The 18,200-nt window shown below is 40.7% G+C and carries 9 protein-coding genes; 3 read left to right on the top strand and 6 right to left on the bottom strand.

The genetic code is table 11. The features are described 5' to 3' along the window. Positions 1-35 precede the first annotated feature (35 nt). The 3 genes from VUI23_RS08925 to VUI23_RS08915 all read right to left on the bottom strand — a co-directional run bounded on the left by VUI23_RS08925 (position 36) and on the right by VUI23_RS08915 (position 4,259). Positions 36-1,508: a sulfatase gene (locus VUI23_RS08925; RefSeq protein ID WP_342807906.1), complete on the bottom strand. Its 1,473-nt coding sequence runs from the start codon at positions 1,506-1,508 to the stop codon at positions 36-38. A gap of 78 nt (positions 1,509-1,586) precedes the next feature. Beyond that, positions 1,587-3,002 carry a cellulase family glycosylhydrolase gene (locus tag VUI23_RS08920; protein WP_342807904.1) on the bottom strand — a complete coding sequence of 472 codons (1,416 nt, stop codon included), beginning with the start codon at positions 3,000-3,002 and terminating at the stop codon, positions 1,587-1,589. Positions 3,003-3,113: 111 nt separating this feature from the next. Further along, entirely contained in the window at positions 3,114-4,259 is a 1,146-nt protein-coding gene (locus VUI23_RS08915; protein ID WP_342807902.1) for an alpha-hydroxy acid oxidase, read from the bottom strand. Between the two features lie 650 nt (positions 4,260-4,909). Between VUI23_RS08915 and VUI23_RS08910 the strand changes: the two genes are divergently transcribed. Both VUI23_RS08910 and rhaM read left to right on the top strand, forming a co-directional pair. Continuing rightward, entirely contained in the window at positions 4,910-5,812 is a 903-nt protein-coding gene (locus VUI23_RS08910) for a DUF4861 family protein (protein ID WP_342807900.1), read from the top strand. A gap of 44 nt (positions 5,813-5,856) precedes the next feature. Continuing rightward, positions 5,857-6,186, top strand: a complete 330-nt coding sequence (gene rhaM, locus VUI23_RS08905) for an L-rhamnose mutarotase (protein ID WP_342807898.1) — start codon at positions 5,857-5,859, stop codon at positions 6,184-6,186. 301 nt (positions 6,187-6,487) lie between these two features. Here the strand turns inward: rhaM and VUI23_RS08900 are convergent, their stop codons facing one another. Genes VUI23_RS08900 through VUI23_RS08890 form a run of 3 tightly spaced genes read right to left on the bottom strand, consistent with a single transcriptional unit; the run spans position 6,488 to position 15,107 of the window. Continuing rightward, entirely contained in the window at positions 6,488-9,337 is a 2,850-nt protein-coding gene (locus VUI23_RS08900; protein WP_342807896.1) for a family 78 glycoside hydrolase catalytic domain, read from the bottom strand. Between the two features lie 55 nt (positions 9,338-9,392). Next, complete coding sequence (locus tag VUI23_RS08895; protein WP_342807894.1) at positions 9,393-11,765, bottom strand: alpha-L-rhamnosidase C-terminal domain-containing protein; 2,373 nt, start codon at positions 11,763-11,765, stop codon at positions 9,393-9,395. Between the two features lie 3 nt (positions 11,766-11,768). Next, entirely contained in the window at positions 11,769-15,107 is a 3,339-nt protein-coding gene (locus VUI23_RS08890; protein ID WP_342807893.1) for a glycosyl hydrolase, read from the bottom strand. A 451-nt stretch (positions 15,108-15,558) separates the two neighbouring features. On the opposite strand from VUI23_RS08890, the gene VUI23_RS08885 reads away from it, so the two are divergent. Beyond that, positions 15,559-18,144 carry a heparinase II/III family protein gene (locus tag VUI23_RS08885; protein ID WP_342807891.1) on the top strand — a complete coding sequence of 862 codons (2,586 nt, stop codon included), beginning with the start codon at positions 15,559-15,561 and terminating at the stop codon, positions 18,142-18,144. The last annotated feature ends 56 nt before the right edge of the window (positions 18,145-18,200 follow it).

Below are 18,200 nucleotides of genomic sequence, written 5' to 3'. Positions count from 1 at the left end.
AATGACTATCGGAACCGAATGATGTTCAATAAAATTTAATCATGAGCGGTTTCTTGCCAGCCTGCTTCTTTGGTCTTCTGGCTAAAATAGTCATTACTTGTATAGGTTGAGTACTTAGTCCACTTTTCATTAACTTTGGGTAATCGTTTGGCAAGTTCGATCTTTACATTTTGATACGCCGGTTCATCAATGACATTACGCCATTCTTCTTTATCTACTTGATGATCATAAAGCTCTTCTGAGCCATCTTCGTAACGAATATAACGAAAACGTTCGGTTTTAATTGCATGGTTATTTTCACCGTAAGTGGTGATTGCGACATGCTGCCACTTTGTATTTGGATTGTTCAGTAAGGGAGTTAAATCATTGCCTTCATTTTGCGGATTAGCTGGCAAGCCACTCATTTTTACTAAAGTTGGATATAAATCTAATAGGCTAACGGGTTTGTTGCTGACTTGTTTACCGATTGATTTTGGCGGCTTAATAATTAGCGGAGTGCGGGTTGCGCGCTCCCATAAAGTCATTTTCGCAAATTTTTCTTTTTCACCTAAATGATAACCATGATCACCCCACAACACGACAGCTGTATTATTGGCATATTGGCTGTTTTCTAAAGCCTCCAAAACAATACCAACCATAGAATCAACAAACGACACACTGGCTAAATAGGCCTGTACAATATTTCGGAATTCGCCATTCTTTAAAGCCCACTTAGTGGTTGGCATCATTGGATGGTCAGTAATTAAGCGAGCTATCTCTGGCGTGTCTAAGAGGTCATCTTTCATATAAGGCGGAAGATATAAGTCTTTTGACGGATGCATATCGAACCATTTTTGAGGCACATGCCAAGGAACATGAGGGCGCAAAAATCCACATGCCATAAAAAAGGGTTTGTTGTGTTGTTCTTTTAGTTTATTAGCGATCCAATGGGCAGAGTCATAATCTGGCATTTGCTCATCACGCTCAGGGAAAGCCCCCCAATCAGTGTTGGTTTTCGGATTATCCCACTTAAAGTTCTTCTCTGGTGATGGCCCAAAGCCTTTGTAGCGTCCACCAAAATCATCGAAGCTGCCATCTGCAATTGCTTCATGAAAGATCTTACCAACCGCGGCCGTGTAATAACCATGCTTTCTAAAATATTCACTTAAAAAAATGGAATGAGCTGTTTTGTCATTCACTTTACGAATATCGTTATCACGTATATGACCGTAAATACCCGTTGTTGAAGGCGCAAGACCACTCATAATACTGGCACGAGATGGACCACATAATGGCGCTGGGGCATGTGCATTGGTAAACAAAGTTCCTTTGTCAGCCAATTTATCTATGTTAGGAGTTTTGGCATTGGGGTGCCCTCCCATCGCGCCAACCCAATCATTTAAATCATCTACAATGAGCATTAAAACATTAGGGTATTCTTTTTTTAATTGGCTACATACATGAAAAGGCGTCATCGTCGCGGTTGAACAGACGGCTGCACCTAGTATAAATTTTCGTCTGTTTATCATAAAACTTTACCAGGTGTCATATATTCAGCCTACATGCAGTGTTAAATAGCGCTTCATTGTTTAAATCAATGGTAAAAATTAATTGTTTTTAGCTTTAGGATCTTCAAATTCAAATATCCCGGGGCTGACCTTTACGTTTATTTCTGCATTATCTTTAGGCCAGGCGAGTACAACCAGTTGCTGTTTACTTTCATCCCAAATAAAGTTGCTTACATCAGTGTTTGACGAAGAGTGATGCACCGTAAATCCAAGTGCAAGAGGACTCTTACTCAAAATCAAATCATCACCTACATGCACCGAAAAACCATCCGGATAATGACGGTCTGCGGCTATAAATATTTTTGAAGCGCCACGTTTATTGTCGGTCCGTATATTTAAATCAAGCGTGCGTGTTGCAAAATGAAACATGAAACTTTGGATATCACCTGCAATTAATTGTGGATAAGGTCTTGCGATTATGTCGGTGATATATTTTCTTTCAACGGTACCTACTGCCTGTTTATCTGAAAAAATGGCCCAGGTAGATTCTCCACCAGGTAAAAAATTCTGATAGCTTCGATTTCCTAGAAACCATGCTTTTATCGCTCCTATTCCCATTTCATCGAAAATTTCCGCCGTTTTAATGTAAAACTCAATATAGTTAAGCTGTTCCTTTACAGAGCCGTCGGTGGTAACAAAAGTAGGGAAGCCCCATTCCCCGACCAAAATTGGCGCTTCTAACATATCCGCCTCTTTATCAAAACGCTGCATAGTCGGGCCGATATAATCGATATTTTCTTGATAGATATGTGGCGCAAATACAATATTTTTACGGTTTATTTTTTGTTTTATTTCGTGATATTGATTACGGTTAATCGCGTCTCCCTTATTCATAAATACAGTTTGAATTAGGAATTTTTTTTGATCACTATAAGGTAATGCAGCGTCTATTATTTTCTCGTAGAATGGCAGCAAGTACTTATTGGTTAAATCATCATAACTAATGTCCATTTCGAGTTTTCTAGGCTCATTGACCAGGTCATATCCTATTACATACTCGTCGTCTTTAAATGCTTCCCAAACATGACGCCATGCATCGATATAAATTTCTTGTTCGTTATTCTTATTCCGCCAAAGCGCTTCCCAACTAAAACCACCCGTGCCATAAACAGTTAATTTAAAGACAGTTTTTATGCCGGCTTCTCTAGCGAGTTTAGTGCCTCTTTTTAATCGCTCCATATAAGCTGGCTCAAAACTACCATTCCCGAAGCGACTTAATCGCCCCATCTCAAGTCGAATAACTTGAACATTCGCTCCCATACGCGACATTCTTAAATAGTCTTGTGGCTGAAAATCTACAGCACCTGCATGGTCATTTGTATTTGCAACAAAGCCCCGTGGAATCATATGGCGATCTTGAGCGTCTCTAAGTCCATGCTTAATAGTTGCACTGGTGCTAAAGCTAACAATTTGTAACAACAATACGATTAAAAATCCCAAAAGGTTAATGTACATATTTTTCCTTATCTTATTGATATTGCCTGCAATGCGCTGTACGAAAGGCTTATTATTTTGGTTAATTTTGAGCATCTGGAAGATGTGCTAATTGCGTAAAACTGAATCTCACTACCTAAACCTAACGTGGTCCCGATTTAAATCGCTTATTTTAGAACAGCCCATTAGCCGCATATCACGCTCAATTTCAGCTACAAGTAACGTCATGGCGCGTTCTACACCTGCTTGGCCTGCTGCGGCGAGCGCAAAAAGGTAGTAACGTCCTAAGCCCACTGCTTTAGCACCTAATGCTAACGCTTTGAGCACGTGTGTACCTCGTTGGACGCCACTATCAAAAACAACATCAATCTTGTCACCAACTGCATCAACTATTTCGGCTAAGTGGTCAAAAGAACTGCGAGAGCCATCGAGTTGACGCCCCCCGTGGTTTGAAATAACGATACCGGTACAACCAATATCGACGGCGCGCCTAGCATCTTCCACACTCATTACACCTTTCAAACAAAATTCACCATCCCAGAACTTCACCATTTCCTCTACATCTTTCCAGTTCATAGATGGGTCCAACATATTAGTAAAATAGTCGCCAATTGAGCTCACTCCCCCGCTCATATCTATGTGAGCATCAAGTTGCGGTAACGAGAACTTTTCATGTGTTAAATAGTTAATTCCCCACATAGGCCTACTCGCAAATTGCCAAAGCCCGCTTAAGTTAAGCCTAAATGGAATGGAAAACCCTGTACGTAAATCCCGCTCCCTGTTTCCACCAGTAATAGAATCTACGGTTAACATCATCACGTTGACGTTTGATTCTTTGGCTCTTTGCATCATGGCATTGTTAAGACCGCGATCTTTGTGGAAATAAAATTGATATATTTGAGGGCTGTTGTTTTGTTGCGAAATTTCTTCCATGCTCACTGTGCCAAGCGATGATACACCGAACATAGTGCCGAATTTTTCCGCTGCAGCAGCGGTGGCGCGCTCGCCCTGATGATGAAATAAACGCTGTAGCGCGGTCGGGGATAAATACACTGGCAAGTCAAGATGCTGCCCCATGACTTTAACACTTAAGTCAATATCTTTTACACCTTTCAAAACCCGCGGAATAAGGTCACAAGTCTGAAAAGCTTCAGAGTTGCGACGCATTGTAACTTCGTCGTCAGCGCCACCATCAATATAATTAAATATCGGTCCTGGCAGCCGACTTTTCGCTAACTTCCTTAAGTCATGGTAGTTGTGGCAGTTGCGTAACATCATATGCATTTATCTCATTTTTTGTATTTAGTTCTTATTTAAAAATATGCTTGTTCTATTACCCGTTACTTCCTTATCCATTCAAGATAATTAACACACTTGTAATCATCGTCTTAAACGCCTTTTAAAAGTGCTAAGTTACAGACAGTCAATTGTTAAATAATTATGAACTTTTAGTAATTCCGCTCACAATACACTCCAATTTAAATCTTTGTCAATCATTTATAGTCACACACAATGCTTAAATTGAGGTTGCATGACATCAAAAGGGGCTACGATTATATGCTAGCGTTGGCAGAAAAATCGTTGCCTGGATGTTGTAAACAGGCACAGTTTAAAGTTTAAAAACGCAATTTTATTTATACTTACATAATCATTTGATTCTCTAAAATAACTGGGTTAACGGCACCCAGTCACTCAAATCAAGCAATTAGAATATTAATTAAACAGCTAGCTTTGTTCAGTAGCCGACAAGCGCCTTTTCAACCAAAATGATTCAAGATGACTGACCTTGACTTTTAATGACTTTAATGGTGTTATGCTTGTGTTATTTATGTAAGCACTGAGTTAAGAAAATAAACTGTGTGAACGATTTTAATCAGTGTCACATATTCAAGAGAAGTCGCCAAAATATCTAGAACAGGAAAGTATTCATGCAAATGAAATTTAAGTTACCTTTACTTGCGTTAGCCGTGAGTACAGTATTAATCGCTTGTTCTACCAAGCAAACTGACAATGACGCTCAATTAACAGCGAACAAATCAGAAGTTAAAGCCTATGCTCGCTTTGTACCAGAGCGCCGAGATGACTTTGCGTGGGAAAATGACCGCGTAGCCTTTCGCGTTTACGGCCCCGCGGCTCCACTTAAAGGACATTCAAGTGGTGTAGATGCCTGGTTTAAAAAAGTAGACTATTCGATTATCGATAAATGGTACGAAAACTATGTGAATGGTATTTCATACCATGAAGATCGTGGTGAGGGTTATGACCCGTATCATACCGGAATTAGTCGTGGTGTCGGTGGTACAGCTATTTGGTTAGATGGACAAGCCTATACTGCTCACAGTTTCAAACGCTACAAGGTAATAGAAAGTGGTAATGACAAAGTTGCTTTTGAACTGGAATATGAATGGTACACCCCACTTGGAATAGTGAAAGAGATAAAAACGATTTCATTGCCAATGGGGACGCAATTATTCCAAGTCGATTCCGTTTTTACACTTGACGGTAAACCTAGTGCCCTACCCATCGCGATTGGTGTTGCCACACATGACGAAAAAGCCAAAGTGTCTTACAACAAAGAAAAAGGACGTATTTCTGCTTGGGAGGTAATTGATGATTTGGGAGTCGGTACAGGCGCGTTACTCGATCCTTCTAAGGTTGAAGATATTAAACATCTTCCAAGCGACGTTAAAGACGAAAGCCACATTTGGATGTTTACCACAACGGACCAGCAAGGGAGATTATCATACAAAGCAGGATTTGCTTGGGAAGGCGCGGGTAAAATTACGAACAGTCAAGCCTGGCAAAAGTATTTAGATAACGTCAACAATTAAACGGTATAGCAGACCTGCCCTCGGGCAGGTTTTATTAGATAATAATGAGAAGCAAAAAAATGGAAAAAGTCGCATTTGTTATGACCTTACTACCAGGATTTGAGGCTGAATATGAAAAACGACATGATGAAATTTGGCCTGAGTTGGTAACAGCCTTAAAAGAGGCAGGCGTGTCAGACTACTCGATATTTTTAGAAAAAGAATCGAACAAGCTATTTGCTGTGCTAAAACGAACATCAAATCACAAAATGGACGAATTACCACTTGAGCCAATCGTAAAGAAATGGTGGGCATATATGGCTGACATTATGGAAACCAATGAAGATAACTCGCCAGTAGTTAACTCAATTCCGTGTGTTTTTCATCTAAATTAACAACTGTGAATTTGTCTTTTCTGTTTTAGAACCAAAAATTACTCTATCAATTTACTTCAAAGACTTAAACAAAGAAGATATTACGCCTGCTTCACTATCTTTAAAAGCGCAATGCGTTGAGTAGATAGTAGATGGCCCCATCTAGGTGTTTAATAAATAGTAAACCTCAACACTATTGTCTGTATCCGTCAATCACAGAATTAGTGCACAATTAAATTCCAATTGCAGACTGAGGTTCCTCTATACAGGCTATTTTTTGATGTATTAACTCGTTCTATTATTTTAATTTTAAACTAGATCGTTATTGTTTTACTTCAATCACATGTTTACCTGGTGCTAAGATTGCTATCGTGATTGGGCCTAGCTGTTTAGGTATTTGTTTACCGTCAAGGTAAATAGTATCGCCTATCGATTGTGTCGCTTTTCCCTGTTTATTAGTATGCGTTTTAAAGAATTCAGTGGGTATTTCAACCTGCGCTTGCGTATTAGGTGGTACAAGAATATCCAACACCATACCATTTTCGGTCCGTTGCCATTTTGAGCGAATTAAGCCATGCTCAGATGCAAAAGAACCTTCAACATAAGATAAGTGTTCAGTGACCAAGGGAGCAATACGAATGGTTTTATATCCCGCAGTCAATGGACTGATCCCAACTAAGCGATCATATAACCACTGGCCAATAGCACCATAAGCGTAATGATTGAGCGATCCTGCTTTGTCGGCATAACCTTTATCAAAGGTAAAACCATCCCAACGCTCCCACATGGTGGTTGCGCCCTGTGACACTGAATATAACCAAGATGGATAGGTCTGTTTAAACACTAGGTCAAAGGCGATATCAGCACGGCCGATTTTGTCTAATACCGGAGCGATTAAAGGAGTACCTAAAAAACCGGTACGTAAATGACCTTTAGCGGCATCAAAAGTCGCTAATAAATGAGGCACAGATTTTTCGGTCATCATGGGATCTAACAAGTCAAAACCAATGGCTAACAAGTAAGCAGTCTGAGCTTGTTCGCCTACTTTTAAACGGCCATTATCGGCAAAGAAGTGTTGCTGAAAGTTAGCTTTGATTTCAGCCAATAACTGAGTATATTTTGCAACATCGGCTTCTTTACCTAATACTTTGGCGCTGTTGAGGGTTAACTCGACCGAACGGGCGTAAAAAGCTGTGGATATTAAACTATTGTCGGTTTCACCTCGGCGTGAGTCTTCACGGGTAGAATAAGGTTGCAGCCAGTCACCCACGGTCCACATTACGCTAACACCGTCTTTCAGTTGGGTTTGATGATATTTGATCCAACGGGTCATCATTTCATAATTGTCAGCAAGAATATTCTTGTCGCCTGTGCGCCAATAAACGTCCCACGGAATAGTAACTGCTGCGTCTGACCAACCTGCTTGGGCTATGTCGCCCACTTCATTGGGCACAACAACGGGTATACCATGATTTTCAAATTGTTCTTCACGAATCGATTGCAACCAAGCTGACCACAAAGCGTGTACATCAGCTATGTATAAAGAAGTTGGAGCAAAGGCTAAGGCATCACCTGTCCAACCCAAACGTTCGCTGCGTTGCGGACAATCAAGAGGCACGTCAAAAAAGTTGCCTTTTAGCCCCCATTCAATATTCGATTGTAGTTGGTTTAACTCTTGGTTTGAGCTGGTAAAGGTGCCGGTCAGCGCGAAGTCAGTATGTTGTACCACTCCGCTAACCCAATCTAGTTGTGGCTCAAAAGCGGAGTCAAATCCACTGATTTCAACAAAACGAAAGCCATGAAAAGTAAACTGCGGTTGCCACTCAATCACACCATCTTGTTTAGCGGTATAAAAATCTAATTGTTTGGCACTGCCTAAGTTTTTGGTAAATAACGATCCGTCTTCATTTACCCCTTCACCAAAACGTAAGTTGAGTGTTTGACCTTTTTTCATAGGGACTTTGATTTTAGGCACACCAACCATGTTTTGACCTAAATCAAAGATGGTTTTACCGTCAACTTGGTTTACCCATAAGGCGGGTAATAACTGTTTGTTTTTAGCCGTAAAGTGGCGTTTAGGCTGTAATAATACATCTGTGTCTAAGTCAGTGGTTTTCACCCCAGACCAGCTTGAGCTGTTGTATCCCACTTGATGCCATACCCTGCCCTCTTTAGTTAGCTGGTAATTAGCATCATAACGCTCACCGTCATATAGACCAGCTGTGCGTATTGGCCCATTTTGTGTTGCTTGCCAATTATCGTTGGTTAGCACGGTTTGTTTGCTGCCATCAGTATATTCAATTTCCAGTTGAGCCAATACTTTTGGCGTTAGCTCTAACTTTTTATGCCAATGACGTTTTGGTCCAAAACGGCCGGCATACCAACCTTCAGCCAGTTGAATACCAAAAGCATTGTTACCCTGTTCTAGCTGCGCGGTTACATCATAAGTTAAGGTCTCAATACGTTTTTTATAAGGGGTATAACCCGGCGTTAAAATATCATCACCAATTTTATGACCATTTATAAAGGCTTCAAAAACCCCCTTAGCGGTGATGTATAAACGCGCTTGTTTAATTGGTTTATCAGTTAAAAATTCGGTACGTAAATGTTGTGGCACATGAATACGAGTATCAAAATTATTGAGCTTGATAGGCTTATCCGAGTCAACCTCAATCCACTGGGCTTGCCAATCTTTGTTGTTTAATAAACCAAGTTCAAAAAGGGCAGTATCACTCCACTTGGATGCTTGATTGTTCTGATCCCAAAAGCGCACTTGCCAATAGACTTTTTGTCTTGAAGTCAATTCTTCACCTTGATAGTCAACAAAGGTGCTTTGATTACTGGGTACAGTCTGGCTATCCCATAAGTCAGGATTATGGGGTAATAACTCTGGTGTCGTTGCCACCACAATTTGGTATTGGCTTTGTTGATTAACTTTTCCATTACCAGTGTTATGAGTAGGAAGTTGCCATGAAAAATTCGGTTTTGCGTCATAAAATCCCAGCGGATTAACAAAACCTTCGTTGATCTTTAAAGTATGAGGTTTTAACCGAAGCGATTGTGCAGCACTGGCACTAGTCCCATCATTTTCAAGTAAGCCACAGGCTTGCAGTGTTAACATAAAACTTATTACCGCGCCTAAACAAGCGAAGTTTTTTATTACGGTTTTCATAGGATCACTTTACTAATTGATTGAATTGTCGTTGTTTGTTTATACACTTGCCTACTTATTTAGCTTTAAGCATCCAATCGCCACCAATAATTTCAAACTTCAGAAATTTGTCGTCTTCACCGGCAAATTTGATAGCTGCATGTTGATCCGTTTGTGATCCAGTTGCTTGGTACACCAGATCACCATTTAGGCTCACGGAACTAATGACAAAGTACTCTTTGGGAATACCAACCACAGCGTTTGTACCTACTGGTGAAGATAACGCTAGGTTAATTTCACTATTCGTTCGGGTAATTTCAAAATCAATATCCCCTTGCACGCTAGGAACCAGTTGCTTAACCCGCTTCATGTGCGCCATATTGGGTAGTATTTGGAATGTTTTCCACGCCACAGATGTGGGTTTAATACCTGCAATATATTGGCTTAATACAGTACTCGGGGCATTCCAAGCATGATTTTCTGTACCCCCTTTAGGTAAATATTCAGCCAAGGTAGATAAAGCAGGGTTATCCACTTGCAAGCCATAGCGGGATTTCATTCGGGTTAACGCATCATCATAACGGCCAGCTTTGGCCATTGCGTTATACACCATCCATTCAAAGTGGGGACTGGCAAATTGATTTGGAATTAATACATTATCGACGATTTGTTGATATTGCTCTGGCTTTGCTAAATCAAATAAAATCGCGATAGCGTTCGCGCGATCGTCTTTGAATTTTTTAGGATTACTGCTGAAAAAACCATCTTGCCAGAATGTTTCTTGGTAGGCCTGTTTCAGCTCATCAATACGTTGGTTATAAAACGCCATGTGAGTGTCGTCACCTATCGCCACCGCTATTTTACGAGCGGCTACTAACGCGCTGTAATATAATGCATTGTGAATTGCATCATAATCCACAGTTTCCTGTGGGCCCCAATCGGTCCAACGCCAGTGACCATTTCTGAGTACGATCAAACCGTTTTCTTGTTTTTTCCATAACGATAAATATCTATGTACAAATGGGTATGCGTATTTAACTGTGTCTAGATCACCGGTATTGAAATAATAATGCCAAACCCCTTGCTCAATAAATTGCAAGCTTTGCGCGGGTAATTCACGAAAACGACCTGGTCCTAAACCAGCAAACACACCATCTTCAGTGTCACTAAAGGCCATAGTGACTTTAATGGCTTTTTTGAGTAAATCACGACCGGGTTTGTCCATTGAGTAAAATAAATAGCTGGCTTGGTCGGCCACATCGCCAATCCACAAACCACGTTCTCTATCCGGTGTATCCATGAAGTTATCACGGGCACAAATGTACAAAGTATTTTCAGCCATTTGCCAGATACGTGAATACCATTCATCGTCAGACTCAAAATGCCCGGGGGTTGAACCCACACCAGTCCAACGGTATTTTAACCCGTGAACTTTTATCCCTTTTGGTATGGTATATTCGATAACACGAGCGTTCATCCAAGACAAAGATTCAAACTGCTGTCGACCTTGTTTGGTGGTGTAATAAGTTTGAATAGTGTTTAAGCGCATATTTGATTTCACATGAAGCTTTAATCCAGCATCAGCTTCAATATCAAAGTAAGGGGTGACATTCTTATTAAAATCTAACTTACATTTGAATATTTTACCGTCACTGATGAACGGAAATTTAGACGCTGGGTAATTGCTACAATTGGCTAATCCAAAGTCATTTAAAATTGGGATTTCACTTGGAAATAATTGATTAAAAGGCTCGCGTGGAGGGCGATGCAAACTCTTTGCTGTTTCCCAGCTAGTGTCGTTATAACCTGGCATATACCAAGCATCAACACTCCAATCGTTCATGTCTTTTCGAGCATCATAATTAACACTCCATGCAGCAACACGCCTGTGCTTTTCTTTCTCAACAGGTTGATAAGCATTGTGCTCTTTGGCTTTCCAAGATGCGTCAGAAATAATGGTTTGTTCACCAACCTTAGCTTGAAAAATAAAACCTGCGACTCTAGCCGAGATATGCGTGCCTTTATCGCCATTGGCGCCGTAATACCAACCTAATGCGGCAATCGTGTTTTTACCCGGTTTTAAATATTTGCTGATATTGACGCTATCATAATATTTATGAGAGGCGAGCGGGAAGTAATCCACTCGAGGTGAGGCTTTTACCGGTGACGGACCGCCGGTATAACTACCTTCAAACACCACCATCTCACCATTGATCCACAACCAATATTTAGTATCGGCACTGATATAAGCAATGACCTTTTGCTCATTATCATTGCTGTTGAAATCGTTAAGTTCAACTTCTTTTCGCAGCGCCACCCACGTATTGGGATTACCAATTTTTTGTGGTGTCCAAATCCACTCAGCCTGCCAATTAACAGCACCAGCAGTAATTGGTATAAACCCAATTAAAGGCAAAAAAAGGAATAATAAGGTTTGTATTTTTTTCATGGTTTACCTATTAATACTGTTAATTAAGCGCACCGGACCTAATAACCCAGAAGTTTGTAATATTTTTGATTTATCAGTTTTAAAGAAGTTATATCCAGTAAAGGTCACTCGCGCGCTTTTAGGTGGTTTTTGGTTAGCCTTTAACCAAGCAACGGTATCGCCCACCATGCTATAACCGCTAGTGTCGGGTAGTGCTTCGTCACCAATTAAACGATTCACCCAAGTATTTGTAATCGCCACTTCTAATTGATTATCCCCCGCCACCAGCGCGCTGCTCACATCTAAAGCAAAAGGTGGTTTCCACAAGGTACCTAATTTTTTACCATTCACTGTGACTTCGGCTACTTGCTGTACTTCGCCTAAATCTAGATAGATAGGTTGATTACTTGCTACTTGAGCTTGGCTAATGGTAAAGGTTTTCGCATAGTTGGCAGTGCCCGAATAGTGTTTAATACCCTCTTCAGCGCGAGCGGTCCAATCTTGTAAGTTATTAAAAGTGACAACTCCAGGCCCTGCCCACGCTGGATCAAATTCGACTTTCCAAGGGCCAGTTAATTCACTTACCTGTGCTTCGTTGTCACTGTTTTGGTATATGTCTTTAACCAGTTTTGAGTGCGTGCCGTTGTAGATTGGTGTTTTATTATCACGACGGAGCAAAATAAAACGACTCGCGTAAGGTTCAAGGGCTAAATCAAAGGTAATACGATTGCCTTCTCGACGATAATTTTGGATTTGCTCAATGGTGCCATCGGTATTATTCCAAATTTCAGGAATACCTTTACTTTCACTTTCGCTTTCATCATCACGAATATCGACTGTGATTTGTCTAAACTCAGGCTTTTCACTATGGAAGAAATATAAATCGTTACCATCAACACGGCGTTTAGCAAACACTTCCACCGATTCATCGTCTATCAACAACGCGGGTTGGAGTTTCAACTGCGTAATCGTTTCTTCAAGACTAGCGTTACTCACAACCCCTTTTTGGTATACTTTGATGGTATTTGGAGTTTCAGCCCAAAGCTCATCTGCAATTTGTTTAAATTCAGTTTTATTTTTCCACTCACTATATCCAATCACCTCTTTGGGTTTGTTACCAATAACAGTTGCACCAGCGGCCACTAAGGCCTGTAAACGTTTTAAAGTTTTAACGTGCAAGTAATCCGTTCTGGTTAAATACAAGGCTTTATAGCGTGTACCCTCGGGTAGCACTAACCAGCCATCTTTTACGCTGAGTCGATTCAGTAATACATCTGTGTTAGTAAAGTCATAACCAAAACCAGCGGGTATTTTAACATTGCTGCCACCACGCACTGGCGCTACATCGCCCAAATGCACTAAAAGATCAGCGTCTGGTACGCCTTGTTGTAATAAATACGAGCCCCGTGCTAAATACTTAAACCACTCAGAGCCCCCGTTATTCCACCAAGTTTGAGTACGATCAAAGTGTGAGCCGATCGAGTCCATGGTCATGCCCGGTTTAATATGGTTATTGGGTTGATGAGCAAATCGGTGGAACATGGTTTCGTTTATACCCCGTGCCCACATATGATCACCATGATGTTTATAATAATACGGGTGACCTTTCCAGCCTAAACCGGTTGAGGTAAATGATTCGGCGGAAATGATTTTTTTACCGTATATATGACCCGATGAAATAGCAGCACTGGTGCGGCCATGATAAATTCTATTATTGGGTAAATTAGATTTAACCCAAAACTCACCCATTAAGCGGTCAGCTTTACCTCCAGAGGCCAACTCATCAAAGGGCCCCCAGCCATACGGTTCGATGTAAGACTCTAAACCATATTTATTGGCTAATCGGGTAAATTCACCAAAATAGTTTTCAACCATAAGATCTGACAAGTGCTGGCGAAACTCTTGTAATATGGCGCCTGAATGTTCAGGCGATTCGATGACGCGGCCTGTCAATAATGGTAGCCAAGGTATAAAATCATAATCAAATTTTACTTTAAAACTTTGATCTACATCTTTGGTCCAGTTTTGTCCACCTACTTCATAACTGTCGATTTCAGTGGTTTTAAGTGAGTTAATGCCTTGTTCTCTGGCTTTTTTAACGAGTTTCCCAACGTACTGATCAAAGTGAAATTGCAGCGCTTTCGCGTCAAATTTATCAACCTCTAAGCCTTCACCTTCTACGGTTGCTGGCACGTTAAAAGCCCCTGTACTGGTGTAGCCAAAACGCAGAATTCGCCAATCACCTTTTGGCAATGTAATCCCGTTTTGAGACAACTGCCCACGATTTAACACCAAAACATCTTTTGCTTGGGTAATGGCTTGCGAAGGCACTTCCGGGCTGAGACTTAAACGTCCACGCTCCATAGCATTCATAGAAAACCAATCATCAAATCTTGGAATTGACCATAAATCAAATCGTTTAAGGGTTATCGGTTTATCAAATACCAAGCGAAAATACTTGGCTTTAAAGCCTTCGGTTTTGTCATTCACTAATTGAGGACTAAAGGCCCATAACCGGGCACCTGGCCTAGGACGTCTTAACTTTTCAACCACAGTGGTAAAATTAACGCCATCATCAGAAATTTGTAGCGCGGCGTCACCATGTCGATTAGGCGTTTCAATGTGTAAACTGCGCAGTGCGGTTGGCTCATCAAGCTCAACTTGCACCCAATAGTCATTTTCTTTATTTGGATTAAATGTAAGCACGCTATCCCAATCATTATCGCTGAGTAAGGCTGCATCTAATTTAGGATCTGAAACCGTTACTTTTGCATTAGCAAAGGCGTTACTTTGGTTATATTGGTTAGCAGGAAGCGCAATAACCGCCACGTCTCGATAATACTGCTCATAATAACCCGGCTGTGACGGTAACACCTTAGTACCATCTTGCTTTATTTGCACTGCTTGCTCTGACCAAGTAATACGTTTCATCGACATTTCAGGTGTTACCCAAGGTCCACCACTTGACGTCCAACCGTCAGCATTATGAATACCAAATTCGATATCGTTTTTTTCAGCTTCCGCTGCGGCATGCACTAAGGTGTTTAGAAATTCATCGGTATTAAATCGAACGGGCCCTCTTGATGAGTAGGGCATATTGCGACGATGAACATGAAAAAAAATAGCTCCACCAATACCTGCTTCTTTCATTGCTTTAAAATCTTCAGTAAAACCTAGTTTACTGAGGTTTCCATTCATGGCATGCATCCAGGTTTTAGGTAAGTACTCTGCTGCTGGGTTTTCAAAGTTTTGCGGGGAAATAGTATCTACGTTTGCCCTTTCGTTTACATTCGCGTTTGCACTAGTCAAGCTGACTATTAGAAACATTGAGGCCGTTGAAACAGCTTGTATTTTAGTTACCATCTTTTTATTACCGTAGAATATAGGTTTATAATCTTTAAATGGTGTCAATCCCACATCACTTCATCATGAATAGTTCCATAGAGTCAGCCATTTTTCTGGAAATTTGATACCTCATCCCTAGTTGTTCGATATCAATGTTTCCTAACTCAACAAAACAATAACAACCACCTATAGTCATTTGCAATCATGTAATTGTCAAATATAATCGCGAGATAGTCACTAGCCATAGATGACTAACGTAAATTTGTGAAAACACATTAGAAATGCCGCCAAAAGTTATAGTTCGCATGACGTTTTGAAGGTTCATCAAATTAGGAATATTTATGCAACTTAGCAACCGCGCTCAAGGTTTGAACCTCGCAGGCATTGTAAAAGCACTATTTACGCTCACAGTTTTTACAAGTCTGGTATCTGCTTCGGTGAGAGGAGCTCAATTATTAAGGGCATTAGCATGTTAATTACAAAAAATAAAAAAACTTGGCTGCGTTCACTTACATCGGTTATAAGTATAAAAGATGTGTTAATGGTCAGTGTATGCTCATTGAGTTTCAATACATTGAGTTTTGCATCGCCAAATCAAACAACAGAATTTGAACGACCTTCAATATGGGTTAAAAACTCAGAACGAGCTGCTATTTTAGAAAAAATACAAAGCGAGCCATGGGCACAATCTTTATTTGAAGAGCTTAAACATCGGGCTGACTCGGTTGCGGTTGAGGGCAATAAAAAACGCCGTAAAAGCCTACAAGAATTGCCTTTAGTTTGGTCTAAAAATAAATCTTTGCCACCTACCTTACCCACCTTTCGTCATAAAGAAGGCGGGAGCAAAGAACAATTAACTCAAGTGGTTAAAACCCTGCAAGACGGTGTGGATTGTGGCGTGTTGTATTATTTAACTCAACAAACAAAATATGCGACTTGTGGCGCGGACATTTTGTTTACGTATATTAACGCCCTCAAACAAATGAAAGTACATAAAGAAGGGGCAATGAATTCAGGTTGGATGTTCCCTACCGATCATTTATATGAAGCCCGGGTAATTGGCGCTCAGTTGCCCATTATTTATGATTTTGTTTTCCCTTACTTAACCTCAGGCGGTCAGGTGTATGACTTAGCCTCAGATAAACTGACAGATTTCAACTTTAGCGCTGCTCAAGAGGTGTTTGGGACATATGTATGGTTGGCGTTAAACAAAGGTTTATTGGACTCAAACTGGCCAGTATTAGAATCATCAAGCTTAGTACATAATATTTTAGCCCTCGATGATAGGCAACAAATCAAAAAATACATTCCTTACTACACCCATATCGACACTAAAAACCAAGCATCGCTAAAAACGGTCACTAAGCACTTCGTTAATGAAGGGGATATTTGGCCTGAATCATTCCAATATTCTCGCCATGTTGCTGGTTTTACCGTTTATTTGATGACCTTATTAGATCGTTACGATCCATCGTTAAAATTAGGTGCAAAATACCCGAATATTCCAGGGGCGTTTACCTCGTACTACAATTTAGAGTATCCAAACGACGAATCCCCTTATATTGGTGATGGCCACCGTACTTATAAAATTGATTATGCCGATTTAGAAAATTCCTTGTTGTTAGCCAAGTTAAATAATAACCAGCAACAACAAGAATATTTTACTACTTATTTGTCATCTAGCATCAAAAGCGGCTTATATGACCGTGGCCATCTTCATAGCCGTTCTTACGGCGCAAGCCCCTACTTTACGCCATTGCAGTTATTATGGTCGGTGAATAAAATTCGAAGTGAAACTGATATTGACGTGACCCCAGAACGACCTCGCACCCTGCGTTTAGAATACGCCGGGATGAATATTCAGCGTAATATCAGCAATGTTAACCCAATCAAAAATAGCTTAATGGCCTTTGTTGCCGGCGGCTCTTATATTCACGGCCATGCCTCGGGTATGGATATGGAATTATATGGCCAAGGCCATGTTCTGGGTGTTGACGGGGGTAAAGGTACTTACCGAACAGACATACATGAGAACTACTACCGTTTGTTTTCGGCCCATAACACGGTTATTAGTAATGGTGCTTCTGCCTCAAAAGGCGACTGGATAAACCTAGGTATTAATCGGGTGAAATCTGAACTAATGGAGCCAGCAGCAGGAGATGCCGGTGTATCACCTAAGCATTCATTTTCAACATCGTCGTTTTTTGATGAGTTTAACCTAGTAGCGCCAGCTCAACATGAAAGAACCCTAGCGTTAATTAAGCTTGATGAAACCAAAGGTTATTACCTTGATATCTTCAGAGCGAAAAGTGACACATCAAATCAGTACCACGACTATGTTTATCATAACATTGGCGATGAGCTAACCATCACCTCAAACCAGCAAGCTGTTAATTTAGAGCCTGATCAAGATCGCTATCAAGACTCTGCTAAATTGGAATGGATAACCACAGGACAACGAGGCTATAGACACCCAGGTTGGCACTTTTTTGAAGATGTAAAAACTAAAAGTAGCTCTGCTCAGCAATACGAAGCGACCTTCACTGCGAGTAAGTTAGGTGATAAAAGCATTTCTATGCGGGCGTTAATTCCTGCTGGACTCGACATTGAAATTAGCCAAGTAAAAGCGCCAAAAGCTTATGGTGGTTCAGCGCCTTATAATAAAAAACCCTTACCCACCTTTTTATTACGCCATCGAGGCGAAGCTTGGGATAACCCCTATGTAGTTGCCTACGAGTCGATTACTGAAGGTGAAAGTTACGCAGTACAATCCGTTGAACGCATTCTGGTTGACGGCTTATTTAAAGGCGTAAAAGTAGATATTAAGCTCAGTGGTAAGGCATTAACCCAATACATTTTAGTCCAAGAAAAAAACGATGATCATTACCAAGATAAAAATCTAGGGATCGACTTTACAGGTCGTTTTGCGATTATCACGCTAGATGATAAGCAGCAACTAACAGAGATGTACTTAGGTAACGGCAGCTACGTGCAGTATAAACAACACAAAGTAACAGCCAAACCGCCTACCAACAGCGCTTATAAGAGGTTCTAACCAGCCTCTTTTTCTAATAAGGTAACCATTGAGCATCAATTTAAAAACCGGAGTGA

The sequence above is a fragment of the Alteromonas sp. M12 genome, assembly GCF_037478005.1.
In the GTDB taxonomy this organism is placed as follows: Bacteria; Pseudomonadota; Gammaproteobacteria; order Enterobacterales; family Alteromonadaceae; genus Aliiglaciecola; species Aliiglaciecola lipolytica_A.
The sequence above is the reverse complement of the archived record's forward strand: the minus strand, read 5'-3'. Positions and strand labels throughout refer to the sequence as shown.

What these genes read in the sequence shown, in the direction of transcription:
- VUI23_RS08925 (WP_342807906.1), bottom strand. Translation starts at nt 1,508, where the DNA reads ATGATAAACAGACGAAAATTTATACTAGGTGCAGCCGTCTGTTCAACC.
- VUI23_RS08890 (WP_342807893.1), bottom strand. Translation starts at nt 15,107, where the DNA reads ATGGTAACTAAAATACAAGCTGTTTCAACGGCCTCAATGTTTCTAATA.
- VUI23_RS08895 (WP_342807894.1), bottom strand. Translation starts at nt 11,765, where the DNA reads ATGAAAAAAATACAAACCTTATTATTCCTTTTTTTGCCTTTAATTGGG.
- rhaM (WP_342807898.1), top strand. Translation starts at nt 5,857, where the DNA reads ATGAGAAGCAAAAAAATGGAAAAAGTCGCATTTGTTATGACCTTACTA.
- VUI23_RS08915 (WP_342807902.1), bottom strand. Translation starts at nt 4,259, where the DNA reads ATGATGTTACGCAACTGCCACAACTACCATGACTTAAGGAAGTTAGCG.
- VUI23_RS08885 (WP_342807891.1), top strand. Translation starts at nt 15,559, where the DNA reads ATGTTAATTACAAAAAATAAAAAAACTTGGCTGCGTTCACTTACATCG.
- VUI23_RS08910 (WP_342807900.1), top strand. Translation starts at nt 4,910, where the DNA reads ATGCAAATGAAATTTAAGTTACCTTTACTTGCGTTAGCCGTGAGTACA.
- VUI23_RS08920 (WP_342807904.1), bottom strand. Translation starts at nt 3,002, where the DNA reads ATGTACATTAACCTTTTGGGATTTTTAATCGTATTGTTGTTACAAATT.
- VUI23_RS08900 (WP_342807896.1), bottom strand. Translation starts at nt 9,337, where the DNA reads ATGAAAACCGTAATAAAAAACTTCGCTTGTTTAGGCGCGGTAATAAGT.